Genomic DNA, 239 nt, shown 5'->3' with positions numbered 1-239 from the left:
CTGGCGCCAACCGCCGCACCGAGCTTGTCGGCAACCGGCAGGATCACTTCCTGGAACTTTTCAGCCGAACCAAGTGCGCGACCGCCCGAGATGATGATCTTCGCCGAGGTCAGTTCCGGACGATCCGAAGCCGACAGCGCATTGCCAACAAAGCTCGACAGGGCCGGATCGGCAGGCACGGTTGCGTTCTCGACGGCAGCCGAACCACCCTCGCCCGTTGCGGAGAAGGAGGCCGTACG

Annotated in this window: 1 protein-coding gene; it reads right to left on the bottom strand. The window is 64.4% G+C overall.

The features are described 5' to 3' along the window. On the bottom strand, positions 1-239 hold a 239-nt coding region (locus tag HWD97_RS24435), incomplete at both ends, for an FAD-binding protein (RefSeq protein ID WP_371835835.1).

It is taken from the genome of Ochrobactrum sp. C6C9, from assembly GCF_022627935.1.
GTDB lineage: Bacteria > Pseudomonadota > Alphaproteobacteria > Rhizobiales > Rhizobiaceae > Brucella > Brucella teleogrylli.
Note: the sequence above shows the minus strand (reverse complement) of the source record. Positions and strands in the feature narration are given on the sequence as shown.